The sequence below is a fragment of the Lysinibacillus sp. IITD104 genome, assembly GCF_036698265.2.
In the GTDB taxonomy this organism is placed as follows: Bacteria; Bacillota; Bacilli; order Bacillales_A; family Planococcaceae; genus Lysinibacillus; species Lysinibacillus boronitolerans.
The window spans coordinates 696,648-718,165 of the sequence record NZ_JBAHYH020000001.1; the positions used below are offsets into that span (position 1 = coordinate 696,648).

Annotated in this window: 23 protein-coding genes, 1 pseudogene and 1 riboswitch; of the genes and pseudogenes, 21 read left to right on the plus strand and 3 right to left on the minus strand. The window is 35.4% G+C overall.

From position 1 onward, the window contains the following. Positions 1-25: 25 nt before the first annotated feature. Positions 26-751, minus strand: coding sequence for a FadR/GntR family transcriptional regulator (locus V1L66_RS03560; protein ID WP_333004995.1), 726 nt, complete (start codon positions 749-751; stop codon positions 26-28). Between the two features lie 224 nt (positions 752-975). Here V1L66_RS03560 and V1L66_RS03565 point away from each other — a divergent pair, with 224 nt between their 5' ends. The 14 genes and pseudogenes from V1L66_RS03565 (at position 976) to V1L66_RS03630 (ending at position 13,349) form a co-directional block, all read left to right on the plus strand. Next, complete coding sequence (locus tag V1L66_RS03565) at positions 976-2,361, plus strand: FAD-linked oxidase C-terminal domain-containing protein (protein ID WP_333004994.1); 1,386 nt, start codon at positions 976-978, stop codon at positions 2,359-2,361. An 11-nt stretch (positions 2,362-2,372) separates the two neighbouring features. Beyond that, on the plus strand, positions 2,373-3,356 hold the full coding sequence (locus V1L66_RS03570) for a bile acid:sodium symporter family protein (protein ID WP_036076880.1): 984 nt from the start codon (positions 2,373-2,375) through the stop codon (positions 3,354-3,356). Positions 3,357-3,642: 286 nt separating this feature from the next. Beyond that, a complete protein-coding gene (locus tag V1L66_RS03575; RefSeq protein WP_036076881.1) occupies positions 3,643-4,611 on the plus strand; it encodes a tRNA-dihydrouridine synthase in 969 nt (322 codons plus the stop codon). A 367-nt stretch (positions 4,612-4,978) separates the two neighbouring features. Then, positions 4,979-5,521 (plus strand): sigma-70 family RNA polymerase sigma factor, encoded by a 543-nt coding sequence (locus V1L66_RS03580; RefSeq protein ID WP_333004990.1) that lies wholly within the window; start codon positions 4,979-4,981, stop codon positions 5,519-5,521. Further along, positions 5,499-6,506 carry a DUF4179 domain-containing protein gene (locus tag V1L66_RS03585; RefSeq protein WP_333004988.1) on the plus strand — a complete coding sequence of 336 codons (1,008 nt, stop codon included), beginning with the start codon at positions 5,499-5,501 and terminating at the stop codon, positions 6,504-6,506. Before V1L66_RS03580 ends, V1L66_RS03585 begins: the two co-directional genes overlap by 23 nt. Before the next feature lie 463 nt (positions 6,507-6,969). Then, entirely contained in the window at positions 6,970-7,311 is a 342-nt protein-coding gene (locus V1L66_RS03590; RefSeq protein WP_036076886.1) for a multidrug efflux SMR transporter, read from the plus strand. Between the two features lie 3 nt (positions 7,312-7,314). Continuing rightward, complete coding sequence (locus tag V1L66_RS03595) at positions 7,315-7,629, plus strand: multidrug efflux SMR transporter (RefSeq protein ID WP_036076887.1); 315 nt, start codon at positions 7,315-7,317, stop codon at positions 7,627-7,629. A 30-nt stretch (positions 7,630-7,659) separates the two neighbouring features. After that, entirely contained in the window at positions 7,660-8,244 is a 585-nt protein-coding gene (locus V1L66_RS03600) for a TetR/AcrR family transcriptional regulator (protein ID WP_333004985.1), read from the plus strand. Between the two features lie 661 nt (positions 8,245-8,905). Continuing rightward, the gene (locus V1L66_RS03605; RefSeq protein ID WP_036076890.1) at positions 8,906-9,574 is read left to right on the plus strand and encodes a GntR family transcriptional regulator; all 669 of its coding nucleotides are present in this window, start codon (positions 8,906-8,908) and stop codon (positions 9,572-9,574) included. Further along, a complete protein-coding gene (locus tag V1L66_RS03610) occupies positions 9,567-10,229 on the plus strand; it encodes a DUF2848 family protein (protein ID WP_244905054.1) in 663 nt (220 codons plus the stop codon). The genes V1L66_RS03605 and V1L66_RS03610 overlap by 8 nt, the downstream gene beginning before the upstream one ends. Before the next feature lie 14 nt (positions 10,230-10,243). Further along, on the plus strand, positions 10,244-11,512 hold the full coding sequence (locus tag V1L66_RS03615) for an MFS transporter (RefSeq protein WP_258860052.1): 1,269 nt from the start codon (positions 10,244-10,246) through the stop codon (positions 11,510-11,512). 5 nt (positions 11,513-11,517) lie between these two features. Beyond that, a complete protein-coding gene (locus V1L66_RS03620; protein WP_036076896.1) occupies positions 11,518-12,306 on the plus strand; it encodes a carbon-nitrogen family hydrolase in 789 nt (262 codons plus the stop codon). Between the two features lie 314 nt (positions 12,307-12,620). After that, positions 12,621-12,929: pseudogene (locus tag V1L66_RS03625) on the plus strand (PAS domain-containing protein); the annotation flags it as partial. Positions 12,930-12,989: 60 nt separating this feature from the next. Next, a complete protein-coding gene (locus V1L66_RS03630) occupies positions 12,990-13,349 on the plus strand; it encodes a methyl-accepting chemotaxis protein (protein ID WP_258860056.1) in 360 nt (119 codons plus the stop codon). 119 nt (positions 13,350-13,468) lie between these two features. Here the strand turns inward: V1L66_RS03630 and V1L66_RS03635 are convergent, their stop codons facing one another. Beyond that, positions 13,469-13,972, minus strand: a complete 504-nt coding sequence (locus tag V1L66_RS03635; protein WP_333004981.1) for a hypothetical protein — start codon at positions 13,970-13,972, stop codon at positions 13,469-13,471. Between the two features lie 168 nt (positions 13,973-14,140). Here V1L66_RS03635 and V1L66_RS03640 point away from each other — a divergent pair, with 168 nt between their 5' ends. Next, positions 14,141-14,287 carry a hypothetical protein gene (locus V1L66_RS03640; protein ID WP_333004979.1) on the plus strand — a complete coding sequence of 49 codons (147 nt, stop codon included), beginning with the start codon at positions 14,141-14,143 and terminating at the stop codon, positions 14,285-14,287. A 303-nt stretch (positions 14,288-14,590) separates the two neighbouring features. Next, entirely contained in the window at positions 14,591-15,787 is a 1,197-nt protein-coding gene (locus V1L66_RS03645; protein WP_016992239.1) for an MFS transporter, read from the plus strand. A gap of 71 nt (positions 15,788-15,858) precedes the next feature. Here V1L66_RS03645 and V1L66_RS03650 read toward each other — a convergent pair whose 3' ends face one another. After that, positions 15,859-16,062: an alpha/beta-type small acid-soluble spore protein gene (locus tag V1L66_RS03650; protein ID WP_004225662.1), complete on the minus strand. Its 204-nt coding sequence runs from the start codon at positions 16,060-16,062 to the stop codon at positions 15,859-15,861. Positions 16,063-16,247: 185 nt separating this feature from the next. Between V1L66_RS03650 and V1L66_RS03655 the strand changes: the two genes are divergently transcribed. The 5 genes from V1L66_RS03655 (at position 16,248) to V1L66_RS03675 (ending at position 21,496) form a co-directional block, all read left to right on the plus strand. Beyond that, a complete protein-coding gene (locus V1L66_RS03655) occupies positions 16,248-16,742 on the plus strand; it encodes a DUF1456 family protein (protein WP_036076905.1) in 495 nt (164 codons plus the stop codon). A 141-nt stretch (positions 16,743-16,883) separates the two neighbouring features. Further along, positions 16,884-17,078, plus strand: a complete 195-nt coding sequence (locus V1L66_RS03660; protein WP_004225659.1) for a hypothetical protein — start codon at positions 16,884-16,886, stop codon at positions 17,076-17,078. Between the two features lie 219 nt (positions 17,079-17,297). After that, positions 17,298-17,383: riboswitch (cyclic di-GMP riboswitch) on the plus strand. A gap of 107 nt (positions 17,384-17,490) precedes the next feature. Further along, positions 17,491-19,242, plus strand: a complete 1,752-nt coding sequence (locus V1L66_RS03665; RefSeq protein WP_258860047.1) for a methyl-accepting chemotaxis protein — start codon at positions 17,491-17,493, stop codon at positions 19,240-19,242. Beyond that, complete coding sequence (locus tag V1L66_RS03670; protein ID WP_103118848.1) at positions 19,232-19,984, plus strand: SDR family NAD(P)-dependent oxidoreductase; 753 nt, start codon at positions 19,232-19,234, stop codon at positions 19,982-19,984. The genes V1L66_RS03665 and V1L66_RS03670 overlap by 11 nt, the downstream gene beginning before the upstream one ends. A 21-nt stretch (positions 19,985-20,005) precedes the next feature. After that, entirely contained in the window at positions 20,006-21,496 is a 1,491-nt protein-coding gene (locus V1L66_RS03675) for a sodium:solute symporter (RefSeq protein ID WP_048394850.1), read from the plus strand. Positions 21,497-21,518: the final 22 nt, after the last annotated feature.

Here is a 21,518-nt window from a genome sequence, read left to right on the forward strand (position 1 = left end):
CATATCATCCATGCGTATCTCTAGTTTAATTGTTTTTTTCTCCAATATGACTTAAAAGAGACTCTGTCAATTCTCGTCTTATTTGCGTGATATGGTTTTCCATGAGTTGCTTGGCTTGGTTCGCATCTCCAGAAGCGATGGCTAAGTAAATTTTTTTATGTTCATCGATGGTTTCTTGCGCTCGTTCTGGATCTTCCAATCGTTGTCTGCGGGTAGCACGGATTGTGTCCTGCATATGCTCGCTAAGGGTTTGAAATAATTGTAAAAATATTGAGTTATGTGAGGCGAGTACAATATTATGATGGAAACTTAGGTCTGCTTGAATTCCTAATTCTACATCATTTTTACCTTGATCCATCATGTCTAATGCTTTGCTTATTCGTTCTAAGTCTACAGAAGTAGCTCGTCTGGAAGCTAAAAAGGCACATTCTACTTCAAGTGCTTGGCGAAGCTCCAACATTTCATAAATTAATTTTTTTTCAGTATTTATAATTGTAGAGGAAAGCTCTTCACCTAAAGTATGGGATTCTGCTGTTTTAATAAAGCTACCACTGCCTTGTTTAATTTCAATAAATCCCTTTATTTCAAGCTTTCGAAGTGCCTCTCTTACGGATGTCCGACTTACATTAAAACGACTCGCTAATTCTCTTTCTGTCGGGAGTTTATCCCCAGGCTGTAATTCACCATTTAAAAAATATTCCTTTATTTGATCAACGATTACCTGATACGCTTTTTTCTTTGGTTGAGGCATTATCTATCTCACCACCTTAAATACATAGTACTATAAACGCTTTAATCATACAGAAATACAGCATGTTTATCAATTTACGAAAAAAATTAATAGTTGATATTTTCTGAATATTTAGTACAATGTAAAAAGGTTGGACCAATTTTAAGAATACGGAAAATTGGTATGACATATAAATTTATCAATTAAACATCCAAATACTATGAGAGCAAAAGGGGAAGGAAAAAATGATTACTACAAATGAAGAATTGGTGATGGCCCTACGTAGAGTTCTTCCAGAAATTGAGGTGACAATCAATCAAACGATTTTAGAACAGCATAGCAGTGATGAATCCTATCATAGTGCCAGTCTACCCGATATTGTGGTGTTTCCGACAAAGACGGAAGAAGTGTGTAGGATAATGAACATAGCAAATCAATACAAAGTACCAATAGTGCCATTTGGAAGAGGCACAAGCTTAGAAGGACATGTGATTCCTTATAATCATGGGATAACAATTGATTTTTCACTCATGAACAGAATAGTAGAAGTTAGAGAGAAGGACTTTCTTGTGAAAGTTCAACCTGGGGTGACACGTTCTCAGTTGAATAAAGAGTTGAAGAAATATGGATTATTTTTCTCTGTAGACCCAGGAGCAGATGCGACAATTGGAGGAATGGCCGCAACAAATGCTAGTGGGACAACATCTGTTAAATATGGAACTATGCGCGATCAAGTGCGAGATTTAGAGGTTGTTCTGTCAGATGGAACAGTGATTCATACAGGGAATTTAGCAGAGAAATCTTCATCAGGCTATCATTTAAACGGTCTATTTGTTGGGTCAGAGGGAACACTTGGTTGTTTTACTGAGTTGACGTTAAGAGTTTATGGTATTCCTGAATGTGTAATGGCTGCTAGGGCGTCCTTCAAAACAGTGAATGATGCTGTGGAAGGAGTTGTGAGTATTCTACAAGCGGCAATTCCCATTGCAAGAGTTGAACTTGTAGATGAACCTTCAATGAAACAAGTGAACTTGTATAGTCAAACAGCTTATGAGGAACAACCAACCTTATTTTTGGAATTTGAGGGAAATGAGGCTGGCTTAAGGCAGGATGTAGAATTTATGAAAGAGATTGTAGCGGCTCATAATTGCAAAAATATTGAATTTGAGATGGATAATGCAGCCCGAAATCAGCTATGGGAAGCTCGCCATAATTTAGCTTACGCCTATGTCCATGGACATCCAGGAAAAAAACTAATGGTAACCGATGTTTGCTTACCGATATCCGAGCTAGCAGGTGCTATTGAACATGCAAGAGAAGCACTTGATATGTTAGCGCTTACAGGTGGGGTTGTTGGACATGTTGGTGATGGAAATTTCCATGTACTATTAATGATTGATATGAATGATCCAAAGGAAATAAAGAAAGCTGATGAATTAAATGAGTTGATTGTGATGTATGCACTAGAACGAGGAGGAACTTGCACAGGAGAACATGGTGTGGGCATTGGTAAGCAGAAATATCAAGAGAAAGAACACGGTAAAGCACTTCTTGTGATGGAAAAGATTAAACAAGCACTTGATCCTGACACACTTTTCAATCCGAATAAAATATTGAAAATAAAAATATAGGGAGTGGAAATATGAAAATTTTAGAAGCGATTAGTACGATAGCTGGAAAATATTTTGCCATCTGGGTTATTTGTATTGCTGTTATTGCCTTTATAGCTCCGGAGCCCTTTTTAATATTTGGAGGGTATATCACGATTTTGTTAGGCATTGTTATGTTTGGCATGGGTCTGACGTTAAAAGCAGTAGATTTTAAATTGGTTATAACGAATCCTGTACCAGTCATTATTGGTGTATGTGCTCAATATGTTATCATGCCACTTTCCGCTTTTTTAATTGCTTATATAATGAACTTGCCAGCAGAATTAGCTGCAGGGCTAGTCCTTCTTGGATCTGTGCCAGGTGGAACTGCTTCAAACGTCATGGTGTATTTAGCTAAAGGAAATGTACCTTTGTCCATCACAATGACCTCCTTTTCGACATTATTAGCTCCAATTGCCACACCACTCATCCTATTATTACTTGCGGGTAAATGGATGCCAGTTGATCCAATAGCAATGTTTACTTCAATTATACAAGTAATCATTATCCCTATTATCCTAGGGATAGTTATAAGAAGAGTTGCTCCTCAAATCGTAGAAAAAAGTATTAATGTGATTCCTCTTATTTCAGTAGTTGCTATTATGATTATTGTTTCTGCTGTTGTTGCTGGTAATGTCAATACCATCGCTTCGGCAGGCTCCATTATTTTTGCAGCTGTAGTGCTTCATAATGCATTCGGATTGTTATTTGGTTATCTAACAGCTCGTGTATTAGGTCTTGATGAAAGCAATCGAAGAGCTATTTCTATTGAAGTTGGAATGCAAAACTCTGGTCTAGGTGTAGCGTTAGCCACTGCCCACTTCGGTCCTTTAGCCGCCTTACCTAGTGTACTTGGAGCTGTTTGGCATAATATTTCTGGTCCGATTCTCGCTACTTATTGGTCGAAAAAACCAGAGAGACCAGAGGTACACCATAAAAAACAGATACAAGAAGAGAACAGCAGAACTCAAATGTAGGATGATAATTATCCAATGTTTACAATGGTTTTATTTGAAAAAATATAGAAATGAAAATTAGGTATAATAAAAGTAGATGAGATAGAAACAATCTATACCATCTGCTTTTTGTTTTTTAAAATATCATTTAGGACGGATTTTCGTTAAAATATACCTTGTTGATAATTACATTGCTCTTCATAAATAATACTTCTATTTGTATTAGGTAATGAGGTAAATGTAATATTTTATATTTTTTGACTGAGAGTTTGGCGATATGTCCATAGTGAGAGGATTTGGAATTAACATGATAGATAATTTTTGGCGCGATTTACCACGGCCTTTTTTTGTGCTTGCACCGATGGAAGATGTGACGGATGTTGTTTTTCGTCACGTCGTAAGTGAAGCAGGTCGACCAGATGTATTTTTTACTGAGTTTACAAATTCGGATAGCTATTGTCATCCTGAGGGAAAGAAAAGTGTGCGTGGCCGTTTGCTCTTTACAGAAGATGAGCAGCCAATGGTGGCACATATTTGGGGAGATAATCCCGAATATTTCCGTGAAATGAGTATTGGCATGGCAGAGCTAGGTTTTAAAGGCATTGATATTAACATGGGCTGCCCTGTACCGAATGTAGCTTCAAGAGGGAAGGGGAGTGGCCTAATTCTTCGACCAGATGTGGCGGCAGAATTAATTCAAGCAGCAAAAGCGGGCGGACTGCCTGTTAGCGTGAAAACGCGACTTGGCTACAAGGATGTAAATGAGTGGGAAGAGTGGCTAACGCATATTTTAAAGCAGGATATAGCGAACCTTTCGATTCATCTACGAACAAGAAAGGAAATGAGCCTAGTAGATGCGCATTGGGAGCTTATCCCGGAAATCAAAAAGTTACGTGACCGTATTGCACCAAATACACTACTAACAATCAATGGAGATATTCCTGACCGTCAAAAGGGTATGCAGCTAGCTGAACAATATGGTATTGATGGCGTGATGATTGGGAGAGGTATTTTTAAAAATCCATTTGCTTTTGAAAAAGAGCCAAAAGAGCATAGCAGTAAAGAGTATCTTAATCTTTTAAGACTGCAGCTCGATCTTCAAGATCAATATGCGGAAGAACTACCACGTTCCATTACAGGGCTTCATCGCTTCTTCAAAATTTATGTCAAAGGATTCCGAGGAGCTGGCGAATTAAGAAGTCAATTGATGAACACAAAATCAACGGATGAAGTGCGTGCATTGCTGGACAACTTTGAATCAAACAATATTGAATGACAATGAAATGATGGAACTACCAATAAAGTCAAGTAAATAACAGTAGAAGTAGGAGCAAAGAGTAGGGGATGAGATTTCCTTTTCTTTGCTCCTTTCAATGTAGATTTGAAATAAAGTCACGATATTTATAAAAAACATCGACGTTTATAAAAAGATTTGATTAAAAATCCTGTGTTGCTATGCAGGATTTTTTACTTGTTCCACAAACGAGCCAGATTGTTGAATAGCAACTTTTATGAAAGATTACCAAACGACGCTTTTGGGACGTTTTTAATAAGGACTTATTCATTGAATACGTCTTTTTTATTTTAGAAAAGTGCATCTTTTTTTGAGGGTAGGCTATCTAATAGATAGGGTGGTGAAAAGGATGGCGGTTTACGAAAAGAAAATAAAACAATCAATCAGAGGGGATCGAGAAGCACTGCTGTTTTTGCTGAATCAAGAGAAAGAGAAGCTTTATAGGACTGCTTATAGCTATGTTCGAAATGAGGCGGATGCTTTGGATGTTTTCCAGCAAACGGTGTTGCTAGCAATTGAGTCGGTTCATCAGCTACGAGAGCCAAAGTATTTCACGACATGGCTGATGAAAATTTGTATCAATGCATCACTAAGTGTACTCCAAAAACAAAAGAACGTAATTTTAATTGATGAATTTAAATTTAACACTCTCTCGACTGGGATCGCAACATCTGATGAAAAGCTGGATTTATTGGATGCCATTTATAAATTAGATGAAAAATATAAAACAGTCCTACTCTTAAAATATTATGAGGATTTAACTTTCGAACAAATAGCAGAGGTACTTGGCGAACCGATTGGTACAGTCAAATCGAACGGCAAGAGAGCGTTAGCGAAAATCAAAAAGACATTGAAGGGAGCGTACATAGATGAACGAACAAGACCGATTTAAGGAGGCATTGAATGAAATTTCTGTTCCTTCTAAAGAATTAGATGCTATTTTGGCTGACGCTTTTAAGCAGGAGAAGAAGCAACGGAAATTCCCCTTTATAAGAATAGTTAAATATACGGCTGTTGTGGGAATTTTATCGATGGGTCTCATTTCATCTGCTTACGTATCACCTGCATTTGCTAACTTTGTAACGAAAATCCCGATTATTGGTCAGGCATTCGACTATTTTATCCAACTGGAAGACTACTATCAAGCATATGAAGAGGTGAGTACAGATATTGGTATAGTCCAGGAAAGCAACGGAATTGAAATAATTATTGAAAAAGCATTTTACGACGGCAATACAGTAACCCTTTCATATATTATACGAGCTGAAGAAGATTTAGGCTCATCCCCGACTTTTGAGAATCTGCCAAAGAATATAGTGAATGGAAGCTATGATGGAGGGTATGTGAATGGTGTCGGCTATGTAGGCATGATGACGTTGTCTATGCGTGATAAAAAACAAGATAAAGTGAATATAGAATGGAGTCCTCATGCAATTTATTCGGGGGGAAAAGTAATGAAAGGCGACTGGTATTTTGAATTTTCTTTAAGCAAGCTAGAAGGAAAACAGATCGTAATTAATGAGCAAGTAAACAAAGAGGGTGTAACGGTGGAGCTAATCGATGCAATCAAAACAGATGTTAATTTAACGATTAACTACTTACAAGATATCGATCCTGCTGTTCATGAAAGATGGAATTATGTTGAGGCTGAATTGAGTGCGATTGATAATTTAGGCAATAAATATGAAGTTCCATATAACGGTGGATCTGGTACGAAGGATGGGGATTCGAGTGAAGATATCACATGGAATGCAACAATTCATGGACTAGATCCTGAGGCAACATCGATTACATTTTATCCATTCGCTCATGTAAGTAATAGTCAAAGTGATAATAAACGAATTGATTTCGAACCTATTACGATTGAATTAAATTAACTATTTATCCTTATTCGCTAACAAGCGCTTTAGTGTAACAAGAACTAATATTGTATACAAAATTATATAAAAAACGTTCTCGAATGAAAGTTTGGAAACGCACAAAGAAGGCACGAATTTTGTTAAATCAACGTTCATACCTGTTATCGTTCTTATACTTCAATTAAAGATAATCTTCCACAATTGAGCGCATTTCTTTAATTAAGGAATGCGTCTTTCTTCATCTAAAGGGCAAAATAGTTGAGTAAAGTTTCACTATATAAAAAAATTCGCATTAAGGCGAACTTAGTTTTTAACCAGTATCCTAAGATATAGGGGTTGTATTTTTAGGTTACTTATTATAAAATCTAACTAACGTTAGGTAGTTTATATAAATATCATCGAAATACTGTTATTTTTTTACTTAAAAATCTAACGAACGTTAGTTAATTTACAGTTATTAAAAAAGAAGGAGAGATTTTTTATGGCTTGGTTTTATCTTATTCTTGGAGGTATCTTTGAAGTCGGCTGGGCTCTTGGATTAAAGTATTCTGATGGCTTTACGAATATAAGTGTTCTAATTCCTACATTGTTGTTATTGGTTTTAAGCTTTTGGTGTTTTTCGAAAACATTAGTGACTCTTCCTGTGTCAACGGCCTATGCGGTGTTTACAGGACTAGGGGCATTTGGAACAGCTGTAGTAGGTATGACTTTGTTAGGTGATCCAGTGAGCTTTACGAAAGTTGTTTTAGTATTCATATTAATCAGCTGTATTATCGGTTTAAAAATAGTATCCAATGAAACAGAAACGGAAAGTGGTGAATAAAATATGGGATGGCTTTTTATAGTAATGGCAGGCTTATTTGAAGTTGGAGGTATTATTAGCCTTAAATTAACTGAAGGATTTACAAAACTTAAACCGACAATATTGTTGATCGTGTGCATGGGATTGAGCTTTTTCTTTCTTTCACTATCATTAAAGGAAATTCCTATTAGTATTGGCTATGGTCTGTGGACAGGTATTGGGGCAGCCGGAAGTGTGTTACTTGGTATGTTCATCTTTAATGAGCCTAAAAGTATAAAAAAATTACTGTTAGTTGGTGGTATTATAATTAGTATCGTAGGTCTTAAGCTTGTGTCCTAAATTGTTTTACTTTTAAATTGAGGTGAGGAAATGAAAAAGGGAGAAGAAACGAAACAAAACATTCTAGAACATGGATTAAGATTATTTTCCTCAAAAGGGTATGAGGAAACTTCTCTTAAAGATATCGCAACTAAAGTCAACATTAAGACACCTTCCATTTATGCTTATTTTTCAAGTAAAGATGAACTCTTTGAAAAAATAGTAGAATTTGTGATTGATGACTATGTTAAATTTATTGATGATCAAGCATCTACTTTAGGTCCACTTTCCACTAAAGATCAGTTATATAAGTTGTTAGGAGAATTAAATGAATACTACTATATGAATGACAGAGGGGTTTTTCTTAAACGGTATGGCGTTTTCCCACCTGAAAGATTTAAAGAACTTATCACTCAAAAAAACAGTATGGTTGAAAATGAAATTAGAAAATTACTTTATAGAATTTTAGATGTTGAATCAGACGATCATCAGTTTATCGATAAAGAGAACATTGCAACAGCTTTTATATGTCTCCTAGATGGCATGTTGTTCTATCTCATGAATTATTCATTTGAAGAATATGAAAGAAGGCTAACATCTACTTGGAAGGTGTTCTGGAAAGGGATATTGAAATAGATGACCTCTGAGTCTGGGTGACAGGGTATAATAAGATTAAATTCTTATTTATTGTATAAACTTTGATAGCATACTAGAGAAAATGCTTCTTAGATTAGGGAGAAGGATTTACCTTCCCCTATCTTTACCTAAAGCTCAACTTTAAGGCTTATATCACCATTGTTAGCGACGTTATAATAAAGACAAACCATAGACAACGATTGTTGTCATTATTATTTTGCTCTCATCACCCTCAAACTTACAAATCCAAAGACTACTGAAGTTAATACAAAACTTTCTATTAATCCTTAAAACACTATATCAGTCATCTTCTACTCCTTTGTAAAATGCCCTCATTTTTTATCATTTACTAGTTACGATTAGGTACTTGTGGCTTTTTGAGAAAAAAACTGTACACTTAATTTCGCAAAATAATATTTTTTGAATTGACCGAATTTTACAACCGCAGTATACTTGGTATACCACATACCAAAGGAGGTTATGAGAAAAGAGACAGATTAGGGTACTCTCTATTTTTATCTTTCTGGTATACCACATACCAATAGGGCATCTTCAAAGACATCTGGTATACCACATACCAATTCTTTAACCCTATTTTAAATTGATTGAACTTTACAATTACAGTATACTTGGCATACCACATGCCAGGAGGGTTTCAACAATGGAAAAAATAGAGACAGGTAAGGCTTTAAGAGATATAGCTTTTGAAGCAATTAAGAAAGCAATTTTGAATTATGAACTATTGCCGGGTCAAGCAATATATGAAAGAGATCTAAGTGAAAAGTTAGGAATAAGTAGAACTCCTATAAGAGAATCTCTGTCGTTGTTAGAAAGAGAAAAATGGATAATATCTAAGCCACGAGTTGGTACGTTTATTAATGAAATGACAGAAGAAAATGTAAAGGAAGTAATGGAAATTCGGATGATTTTTGACCGTTTTTCACTTGAAAAAGTATGTGGAAATATAACATTAGAACAAATAAAAATTTTAGAAGATTACATTAAGGAACAGGAAAAAAATAAAACAAACCTGCAAAAATTTATTCAATTAGATCAGGAGTTCCATTCTCAAATCGTTTTATTTGCAAAAAATGAGCGAATAGAAAAATGGTTTGAGGAAATTAGTGATCAGATAAGATGGTTTGGACTAAAAGCGATAACTAAAAAATCACGCATTGAAGAAACAATTTCTGAACATAAGGAAATTATAAAAGCTTTAAAATCACAAGATATAAATAAAGTTCTGATAGCTTCAAATATCCATGTCAGAAATACAAAAAATGTTATTATTAACCAATTAAAGGGGAATTCATTTGAAGAAAGTGATTAATTTACATCTTTCCAATGGAGAGGTTAAAAAACACGAAATTAATATTAAGAAAGTAATTGTTGTTGGGTATGGAGGGAGAAATATAGAAAAAATTCAGGAGCACATTGATGAATTAAGCGAATTAGGAATTGCACCCCCACCTAGTGTACCTATGATATACCCACAAAAACTAGAACAACTAAATTTTTCTAATGAATGCCAAGGAAGCAGATATTCTTCTGGGGAAGCAGAATATATTTTATTTCACGATGGAAAAGAGTGGTTAGTTACCCTTGGTAGCGATCATACGGATCGGGAAGTAGAAAAAGAAGATATTTTAAAGTCTAAACTAATATGTGATAAACCGATTGCATCGGACTTTTGGAGATTAGCGGATTTAAAGGAAGACTGGGATAACATTATTTTACGTTCCTATGTAACTTCAAATGGAGAAAAATATTTATATCAAGAAGATACTTTAGAAGCACTTTTAGAAGTTGATGTTTTATTTGGTAAACTAGACAGCTTAGGGGAAAAGGATCTAGAAAACACTGTTATTTATTCAGGTACTGTTCCAACAAAAAGTGGATTCATTTTCGGTGAAAAATTTGAATACGAAATTGAACACCCGAAGTTAAACAGAAAAATTAAACATCATTATTCAATTGTTAACTAAAGGGGAGACTTCTTGTGAAAAAGAAACCAACAAAAGTTAGATGGGGACTAGCATTCTTTTTCTTTATTATTGGTGTAATCGCTTACATGGATAGATCGAATATTTCGATAATTGCTAAACCAATGATGGATGATTTAGGCTTAGATAAAGTTCAATTTGGGATGCTTGCATCATTATTCTCATTAGGTTATGCGTTAATGCAAATTCCAGCAGGTCTTTTAGCAGAAAAATTTGGCCCAAGAAAAATGGTCACCTTTGCGCTAATATGGTGGTCTGTATTTACGGGATTAACTGGTTTAGTTAAATCTCATGGGTTGTTATATGCGGTGAGATTCTTATTTGGCGTAGGAGAAGGGCCAATGTTCCCAGCTAACGCCGTATTTAATACAAACTGGTTTAGAAGAGATGAAAAGGCTAGAGCATCTAGTGCTTTATTGGCAGGTTCCTATTTTGGACCAGTTATAGCTCCTATTGTTACAGTTTATATTTATCAATATTTTGGATGGCAAGCAGTATTTTATATTTTTGGGTTAATAGGAATAGTCATTGCAGGAGTATGGTGGGTAATTGGTAGGGACTATCCAGAAATTCATAAATTAGTAAATGAACAAGAAAAAGAATATATATTAGAAGGCAGAGAAATTGTTAATACCGATAAGGCAAGAGCACCATGGAAAACATTTTTGAAAAGCTATAGGTTTTGGGCATTAGGACTGCAATATTTTGTTGTTTTATATATCATTACGTTCTTTTTAGTTTGGTTACCTACATACTTACTTGAGGATAGAGGATTTTCATTAAGTAAAATGGGATTTGCTGCAAGCCTACCGTGGTTAGCAATTTTAATAACTGTAATGACAGGTGGCATGCTATCTGACCGTTTAGTACGTAAAGGTTTTTCAAAACAAATTTCTAGATCTTCTTTAGCTATCTTGGGTTTAATCGTATTTATTATTTCAATGTACCTGGCTGTTAAGACTGTGTCACCATATCAAAATGTTTTATGGTTATCGATATGCTTAGGTTCACTAGGTTTCACAGTAGTATGTTCTTGGGCTTCTGCTACAGACTTAGGCAGAAACTTTTCCGGTTCCGTTTCGGGTTGGATGAACTTGTGGGGAAATCTAGGGGCATTTGTTTCACCGTTGTTATGCGGTTGGTTGGCAGAGAAATTTGGATGGAATATCACGTTAGGACTAACTATAATCCCTGTATTTATTGCAGCTATATTATGGTTGTTTGTAAAACCTGATAAATCATTATTAAGTACAATTGAGGAGTGACAAGTGTGAATTATTTAGTATTTCAAATGGAATTGGAAGTTGGAAAACCAGAAGAAAACAGGAGAATCATAGAAAGCTGGTTAGAAGCAAATTACAGTGATGATTTAGATGTTATAGTTCTTCCTGAAATGTGGTCAACCGGCTATGCTTTGGAAGAACTGAGAGAAATCTGTAAAGTGGATGGTAATCAGTCCATTGAATTTTTACAATCACTGGCTAAGAAGTTTAATGTAAATTTGATAGGTGGCTCGATTGCTGTATTAGAAGGTAAAGACATCTATAATCGCGCTGTTGTTGTCAATCGAATGGGCGAAATTGTTCATGTATACGATAAGATGCATCTTGTTCCAATGTTAAATGAACCAAAATTTCTAACAGGAGGTCATAATCAAGTTGAAGTATTTGAACTTGAAGGTGTAAAGATGGGGGTTATTATTTGTTATGATTTACGATTCCCTGAAATTATCCGTGACTTAGCATTGCAAGGTATTCAAGTTCTACATATTGTAGCAGAATGGCCACTTGCAAGGGAAACTCACTGGAATACGTTAATTCGTGCTCGCGCAATTGAGAACCAAATGTATGTTGTTTCATCCAATGTTACCGGAATAAAATTAGGAGTAGTATTCGCAGGTTGTTCGCAAATTGTAGATCCCTGGGGAGACATCGTTCAGAAATTAGACCAAGAAGTTGGTGAAATAAGAGCAACTTTAGATTTTGAAAAAGTACTGCAAATAAGAAGAGAAGTTCCCATATTCGAGACGAGGGTACCAGAGAAATATAGAAAATTATAATGTATTTAGTGATCAAACTATCACCTTCGAATGTTTAGTTATTTTTGTAAGACGATAACAAGCCTTTATGTTTTACGGTAACTTCTTAAAACGAATGTATTTTTTGTTAATATCGACATCATGAAACTATTCTCCTTTCATATTCAATTTTCGACCAAAGGAAAATATCCCGATCGAGCATAAAGAATGCTAAAAGCTGACTGCTGGTCCATAAGTAATGGAGGTTAAATCAATTGAGCACAGATAATTTTATAACTACTACACAAGTTTTGAATGAAAAAGCAGTTTTATCTGCTCTTGAATTAAATTTAGCCATGATCGAGTTTAATTTACAAGGCGAAATAATTTGGGTTAATAAAAACTTCTCAAACACTTTGGGATATGAAGTAAAAGAAATGAAGAATATGAGACATAAACAATTATGTACTGAGGAATTTAAAAACAGTAAAGAATACGTTTTATTATGGGATAACCTCATCAAAGGAATAAAGTTCCAACAAAAAATGCAGAGAGTTGATAAATGGGGAAATTTATTATGGCTTGAAGCTACCTATATACCAATTCGAAATGACAATGGAAATGTAAGTCATGTTTTGAAGATTGCCACAGATATTACAGAACGTGAAAATAAAACAAGGGATGTTATAGCTCAATTAAATGATATGTCTACAGAGTTAGGGAATATGGTTGTTTCAAAATCTAATGAAAACATTCAAGCTCTTAATTCTCTAAAAGAAGACACTAAGTTAATAAGTGAGGTATCTAAATCTATAAGATATATAGCTTCTCAAACAAACCTATTAGCATTAAATGCAGCCATTGAAGCAGCTCGTGCGGGGGAACATGGGAAAGGATTCGCAGTGGTTGCAGATGAGGTCCGTAAATTAGCCAATAATTCTGATGAAGCTATAAAGGATGTCAACTCTTACTTAAATCACATTACCGATGAAGTAACAAAGGTTAGTGATATCACGGAAAACTTACAAAAGTTAGTTGAAATCACTCAACTAAAGATTGATAAAATAATGAATGAGTTTGGATGATGATTTCATAAAGGACCCAGGCACTTTAATTTTGTGCCTGGGTTTTATAATAAATGAAAATTTTTTTAAAATAATTGTATCTGTTTAATTCCAAACAAACTGAATTAAACTTGTATTTATTAAACATCACCAATATATATATATTGGAAATTTCCTTTGTGATCGTATACAAAACTTATCAAAAGCTTTTCTTCTTTTTCCAAGTTTTCTAAATAATAACCAACTTCTGTACTATCGGATTGAACATTTAAATAAGCAATGAACATTGGGAGTTTTGCTTTCTCAATTGGGAATGCCGCGCTTTTTGTATTGTCTGGGGTCTTGAAGTTTATCTCACCATGTAACACATTAAAATCAGCGTGATAATCAGTTTTTATTTGTTCATATTGTTCTTCGTTGATCAATCTCATAATCGTTCTGGATGTACTATCAAATTGCTGGAGATATACACTATAATCACTTTTCAAATTCTGCAATTCATCTTTTAATTTCTGATTTTCTTCTTTAAGTTCGTTAATTTGAGTTGTATGATCTTGAGTAATAGAAGTTTTTTCTTCTTTATCGGAACAACCTATTAAAATTACAAGGATACAAAAAAATATACCTAACTTAATTTTTTTCATGCTATTCCCCCTTAATATAAATATACACTGCAGCTAAACGAATTTTAATGTAAAAATTCGAAAGCATTAGAGAATTTGTTAAGAAATGTTCTCAAGGTGGTTTATAATCTTCTACAATCGGGCGCTTTGTTTGAAAACCATTGAGCTGCTTAAACAGCTCTTAATAGGATGAAGAGGACTAATTTATGGGGATATGCATGGGCGATGGTTGGTCTGATTACGGCAGGCTTCGATAATGGCCAAAACCTTAATTTGGCTGTACCTGCCAATCTAATTTATCAGATTGCTCAAAACTTTATAGAATTAGTGACTTGAATTTCCACTATTCAACCATTGCTTTTTCTTTCGTAATCTTATAGAATGTAGAACGGTATAAATGAACGATATAAAAATCCTTTAATACGGTCCAGAGAGGCTGAAAAGGGCTATGTGATATTTTTAAGCTAATATCTTTGCTTTGTCATGCCCTTTTGTCCTCTGTGACGGAAGGGCTTTTATTATTGATCCATACCCCTCTTTTAAAGGAAGTCCCGTGAGGCTTCAAAAGAGAATGGACAAGACAGCTATAATCCATTCACTAAAAGAGATCGACAACTAGAAAATTGGAGGCTAGAAAGAATGGATTATCGTAAAAAAACCGTGGTCGCTTCAGTGGCAGGGCTGACGCTAGAGGGAATGGACATTATGTTTATTTCTTTTGCTATGACAATGATTATTGCAGAATTTAATATTGATCTTGCAACGGGTGGATTGATTTCATCCATCACGAATATGGGGATGCTACTAGGTGGTATTGTTTTCGGTGTGTTAGCAGATAAATATGGACGAGTAAAAGTGTTTACCTATACGATTATTTTGTTTGCCATCGGAACGGCTTTAACAGGAGTAGCAACAAGTATTGAACAAGTTTATGTTTATAGATTTATCGCTGGTTTAGGTGCTGGCGGAGAATATGGTATTGGGATGGCGCTTGTAGCGGAGGCTTGGCCAAAGAATAAACAAGGCAGAGCATCCTCCTATGTCAGTGTGGGCGCACAATATGGAGTAATTTTAGCAGCTTTGTTAAGTGCTATTATTTTACCAACTTTAGGGTGGCGTGCATTATTCTTTGTAGGATTACTACCAGTTATTTTCGCCTTTATTGTACGTAAAAATATTGATGAATCACCAGAATGGTTAGCAGCGCAGAAACAACAAAACAATAAGCAAGAGAACGGGAAATTGACACAGTTATTTGCTTCACCACGTATCACCATGACAACACTCTCGCTGATTTTAATGGCTACTGTTCAAATTGCAGGCTATAATGGTCTGATGATTTGGCTACCTTCGATGTTACAGAAATCGCAAGGTTTATCGGTTTCAAGCTCAGCATTATGGACAATTAGTACTGCTGTAGGAATGATTATTGGTATGCTGACGTTTGGTAGATTTATGGATCGTTTTGGTGCTAAGCGGACATTCGGTATCTTTTTAGTAGCCTCTGCATGTGCTGTATTCCTTTACTCGTTTGCAACGGGCGCAGTTGCGATATTAATAGGCGGTGCGGTTGTAGGATTCTTCTCTAATGGGATGTTTGCAGGATATGGAGCATTAATTAGTAGCTTCTATCCAGTACAAATTCGCAGTACAGCAACAAACACCATTTTTAACTTTGGACGAGCTATAGGTGGGTTTTCACCAATCTTTGTTGGCTATATTTTACAAAGCTACGATATGACTGTTGTTATGATTTACTTAGCAGCACTGTATTGTATTTCCTTTATCGTTATGCTAACGCTTAAGAGCTCAGGTAAGGAATTGCAAACAGCATAATTTTATAGAGCACGAAAGAACGAATTCCACTTCTGCAAATGGGATTCGTTCTTTTCTTTATTAGTATTTAATTATAATAAACCCTTTGAACGTTTTTCAGCGATTTCAACAAGGCGTTTTGTAATCTCTCCTCCAACTGAACCATTTGCGCGAGAAGATGCTTCTGGCCCAAGCTGAACGCCAAACTCTTGTGCAATTTCATATTTCATTTGATTAACAGCCTCATGTACACCAGGTACTAGAAGTTTATTTGAACTGCGGTTATTATTAGCCATTGTTCTCACCTCCTTGACCTTAGAATGGTTGCGATTAAACTTTTCATACATTTAAAAAGTAGGAAATGCACACGCTATTTGCTAACAACAACAACTTGTGGAAAGCTAGCAATAATCAGCAAACACTCTGTTATAATTAAGCCTGGCTCTTTACTATATAAGGTTAATTAAAGGAGGAATATATAATGACGAATAATGATATCTTAATTCGTTTACGCTATGCGTTCGATATAAAAAATGTAGATATGGTAGAAATTTTCAAACTTGGTGGCATGGATTATACAAAGGAAGAAGTATTAAATATGCTGATTAAGATTAATGATGAGGAAGAAGCGCCAGAAGAATACATCAAATGTAATAATAAAATGTTAGAGGCATTTTTAAATGGATTAATTACTTTTAAACGTGGGCCTCAGAAACCCAAGGAAGGACAGGCTGTTGGACCGTTACCTGTGTCAGGTAAAGAAAGCCCAAATAATATGCTACTAAAGAAAGTAAAAATTGCTTTAGCTTTAACAACTGAGGAGATGCTTGAAATTTTATATGAAGGCGGCATTAAAGTTACAAAAGGTGAATTAGGTGCTATTTTAAGAAATCCAAGTCATCGTAATTATAAAGAGTGTGGCGATTCATTCGTACGAAATTTTTTAAGGGGCTTAACATATAAATATAGAGCCTAATGCCCAATAGATATCAATCATCAAGTGCCAATTTTTTCTTTGAAACTCGTTGACAATTTGTGACGAAATTGTGTACAATAAATTTATCACAAAATGTTCATAAAAAAGATGAAAAATGTTCACAGACAAAGGGGTGCTTGTATGATTTATTTTGACATCTTATTAGTAGCTATTGCATGTATTACAATGCCTTTTATTGTTGCGGTTATGTTAGATATTTTTTATGCGGAACGAAAAAAAGTACGCTTTTCATTACGTCGTACTTCAGTATGGTATATCGCTATGTTTGCATTATCCTTTATACCATCCGTATTACTTGTTACACAAAACGTATAATTTATTCAAACACTTAGGGGTAAGTGAAATGAAAATAAACAGCTACAACGCTAATTGAGGTTGTAGCTGTTTTATTTTGTTCAATAGATGAATAAAAACTTTAAAATAATGTATTTTTAAGCACATAAATAATTATTAATGAAGGTTAAGATAGTATAAAGTATGTATGTTTTAAGAAGAGAACATTGACTACTTTTACCTACTGTGTTAATTTTGGTAGGGAAATATAGGCAAATTTACTGAAAAGTAAAGACGCAAAGCTACAGGTCTAAGGCAATAAATGCTATGACGGCTGGGTTGCAAAAGAGTGCTAGTTGTATCATTCTCATTCTAGTTTTTGTTCTTTTATGCCTATTTCTTTTGAAATAGGCATTTTTTTTTGCAAGTAAAGTTCAAAGGAGGAAAAGGGGAAATGAAGTTGTTAAAAAACACATCACTAAAAAATAAGCTTTTACTAACAGTCTCTATTGTTGTATTACTGCTTATCGCTATTATTACGACGCAAAGTATTAGTGAATTGAATAATCGGATGAATGTGGATTTGGAGCAAGAATTAAAAAGTGTTGGTTTATTAACAGCTATGAACTTAGACAGTGATGAAGTAAAAGAGCTGCTGTCCGAAAAAGGGGAAACAAACGCAAAGTTTACAAAGATCCAAAAGCAACTTGATATGATTCAAGAACAGCAAGGTATTATGAGCTGGAGTTATATTTGGGATGTAAAGGATGAGGGTGGCGTCAATCCAATTGGCTATACCTCTAATTTAAATGAAGTATATGAAGCTGGTGAAATTTTTAATGATTTAGCGGATGAACATGTAGAAACAGCAAAATTAGCTATTGAAAATAATAGTACAGAGGTAACTGATATTTTCGAGGATCCTTTTGGTTCTTGGAGAACGGTTTTTAGTCCTATTAAAGATGATAATGGCCAACTAATCGCCCTATTAGGGATTGATTACTCCGCTGATTATATCAATACGATTATTAAAACAAGTGTAATTAAGCAAATTGTCATTGCCATTATTGGTATTTTAATTTTATTAATTTTAGTTTACATAATTATAGATCGACTTTTAAAGCCACTGAAAAAAGTAGTGAATGTAGCCAATCAAGTGGCAAATGGTGAATTAATCGATGTTGATTTAGAGACATCAAAGGATGAAATTGGAAAATTATCTGAATCCATCCGAACAATGGTGGCCAATTTGCAACATATTATTTTAAACATACGCAATACATCCAATCATGTTTCTTCAGCCGCCAATCAATTAACGGTACATGCTGGTGAAACCTATAACAGCTCCACAAATATTGCTCTAGATATGAATCAAATTACACAAAATGCCGAGGCTTCGATGACTATGACAGAAGAAACTGCTGCTGCTATGGAAGAAACTGCAACAGGTATTCAGCAAATTGCTGATTCTGCAAACACAGCTGCGGAATCATCTATTTCAGCATCACAGGCTTCGGAAAGAGGAAATGAAGTTGTACAACAAGTTATTGCGCAAATGGAGTTAATTAATGATTCTGTTGAACAAATAGGGACAACCATTAATGGACTACATGTTAATACAAAAAAAATAAGTGAAATTGTTAGCTTAATTACTGCTATTGCGGATCAAACAAATCTATTAGCATTAAATGCTGCCATCGAAGCGGCACGAGCAGGTGAACATGGTAAAGGCTTTGCCGTTGTTGCGGATGAGGTGAGACGCTTAGCTGAACAATCCTCTCAATCCGCAACAGAAATTTACAATTTAATTAATTCTATTCAGTCTGATTCAAACGCTTCTATCACGGTTATGGAGAAAGGCAAAGAGGATGTTAAGGTAGGGATGGCATTTACCAATGAGGTTGGTGAAATCTTTAAAGAAATTCTTACTTCCTCAGAAGAGGTGGCTAGCCAAATACGTGAAATTTCAGCAGCCTCACAACAAATTTCTGCCTCCTCAGAAGAAGTGGCGGCATCTGTTAATAATATTAAACAATCTGCAGAGCAATCAGCAGAATTCTCTTCTAATGTATCGAAATCTACACAAGAGCAATTATCTACCATGCAGGAAGTAAAGGATGCCTCTTCATCATTGGGCAAAACAGCAGAAGAGCTGCAAGGTCTTGTGGCAAAATTCAAATTGGAGAATGATCATAATGGACATTAATTTTACAGGGAAAAATGTTTTAATAACAGGCTCTAGTAAAGGAATCGGTAAAGCAATTGCATTAGGCTTTGCGCAACATGGAGCCAATATTTTAATTAATTATATTGGGGATGAGCAAGAGGCAGAAGCTGTACGTGCAGAAGCAGAAAAGTTGGGTGTGAAAGCTTTAATATTCCACGCAGATGTTTCTAACTCTCAAGAAGTACAAGCGATGCATCAATTCATGGACGAGCATCTCGGGGATCTTGATGTTCTTGTAAATAACGCTGGATTTGCACAGGGTTCCAGCATTACAGATTTAACGGATGAGCAGTGGGATCGTATGATTAAAGTTCATTTATATGGCTGTTTCTATAATTGCCGTGAAGCAGCTAAAAGAATGAAGGAACGTAATACAGGAAAAATCATTAATATTTCATCTGATATTGGTAGCTTGGGTTGTGAAGAATTCACGCATTATTCAGCTGCGAAGGGTGCTATTAATGCTTTTACAAAGGCTTTAGCAAGAGAATTAGCACCTTCTATACTTGTCAATGCAGTTGCTCCTAGTGGAACATTTACGGACATTCTACAAGAGTTTGGCGATAACTATGTGGAGGAAGAATCCGCAAAATATCCATTAAAACGTTTAGCGCAACCAGAAGAGATTGCGAAAAGTGTATTATTTTTAGCCTCTAATCATGCTGACTTCTATACAGGTCAAATTTTAACGCCAAATGGTGGGGTCGTAATGAACGGTTAATGGAAAACGAAGGAGTAAATAATGTTAAATATTATTATCTTTTGCTTATACTTATTATTTATCTATTATATTGGCTATAAAGGCTATAAGCGTGTCAACACAGCTGAGGATTTAATTGTTGCTGGCTGGAGCATGCCTTTATCCGTTGTAACGGGTAGTTTAGTCGCTGCATTATTAGCAGCTCCCTTCTTTTTTGCAGCGGTAGGCTCTGGCTATACAAGTGGTGGCTTTGAAGGTTCGGCAACAATGGGTGGTTTAGGGACTTGTATGATTCTTGGAGCACTCATTTGGACAAAGCCATTACGACGTTTAAAGGGCTGGACATTAGCAGATTACTACGGTTTACGCTATGGCAGTAAAAAGCTAGGAGCCTATACAGGGGTTGTTATGGCAATTGCTTTTGGAGTTTTTAATGCAGCGGCGTTAACAGTTGGTGGAACGTATATTATTCAGCAATTGTTGCAAATTGATTTTATACCTGCGGCGCTTCTATTTGTATCGCTAACGGCTATTTATTCAGTTATTGGTGGTTTATGGGCAGTTGCCTATACTGAAATCGTACAAGGTGCGCTTGCAGTGGCAGGTATTTTGGGTATTACCATTTTTATTTTGTTTTACTATCCAGATGTTACATTTAATCCCGAGTGGTGGAATATCAGTACATTATTTGAGAAGGCAGGAGCAGAATTCTGGACTTTGTATCTTGTACTAGCACTTGGAGATATCCCTGCAGTTGACCTTGGGCAGAGGGTAGCTGCTGCAAAAAGTCCACGGGTGGCACAACGAAGCATGATTATTGCTGGTATTATTGTCATTGCAATAAGCTGGATTCCAGGGATGCTAGGGGAAGCCTTTAAGTCTATTTATCCTGAAAGCACAAACCCAGAAACATTGATGCTTACCTTTGCACAAGGTTATTTTCCTCCTTTATTAGCAGCTATTTTCTTAACAGCCATGGCAGCCATGGGGATGTCTACAGTAGCTGCATGTTATGTAGCGACTTCAGGGATTGTCACAAAGAATATTTATTTAGATTTTATTAATCACAATCCTGATCCTAAGAAGCTATTAAGATTTTCGCGATCTATTATTCTAGCTAGTGCTTTATTAGGTTTAGTGCTAGCTGTAAGCTTCCAAAAAGTAATTGATTTAGCTTATTTAGCTTGGGATATTATATTCGTAACAATATTCTGGCCAATCGTTTTAGGACCATTTTGGAAACGTGTCAGTACACCAGCAGTTTGGGCAAGTATTTCCGTTGGCTTAGTTTATTACATTGTGACATCACTAACATTCGTACCTAGTCTGACAATCCAATCAGAAGGCTTCATAGGTCTATTAAATGAATTATGGCAGGCTCCTGTATTTTCAGGTGTTGTTATAACTGGTATCACAATTGTTGTGGTGAGCATACTCGTTCCGCCATCTGAGCATGTTCTTGAGATGCATAAAATAGAAAAAGATAAAACATTAGACGACGTAAGTAGTAAAGAAGAGCTAATTGGTCGTTAAAAGCAAAAGCACGGATTCATTG